This is a genomic window from Bartonella sp. MR168JLCBS (assembly GCF_042194175.1).
Genome location: NZ_JBHIMP010000134.1, coordinates 1 through 295 on the forward strand (window position 1 = coordinate 1; position 295 = coordinate 295).

Consider the following 295-nt stretch of genomic DNA (forward strand, 5'->3'; position numbering starts at 1 on the left):
ATTGGCATCAACGGCGATACCGATACCTAAAATAATACCAGCAATACCCGGTAGTGTGAGTGTAGCACCGAGAAGACTTAGCGCGGCAAATGTTAAAATAGTGTGTAATGCTAGCGCTATATTCGCAATGATACCCCAAATTCCATAGAGAAGAAAAATAAAAACTGTAACAAGAACAAAGCCAATAATGCCTGTGTAAAGTCCCATTTGAATAGCATCAGCACCAAGATTTGGACCTACAGTTCTCTCTTCAATCACCGTGAGTGGGGCGGGCAAGGAACCAGCGCGCAGGAGA

1 pseudogene is annotated in these 295 nt (G+C 44.1%); it reads right to left on the reverse strand.

Annotated features, from left to right (window positions below):
- Positions 1-295, reverse strand: a pseudogene (locus ACFIK8_RS09785) (protein translocase subunit SecDF); the annotation flags it as partial.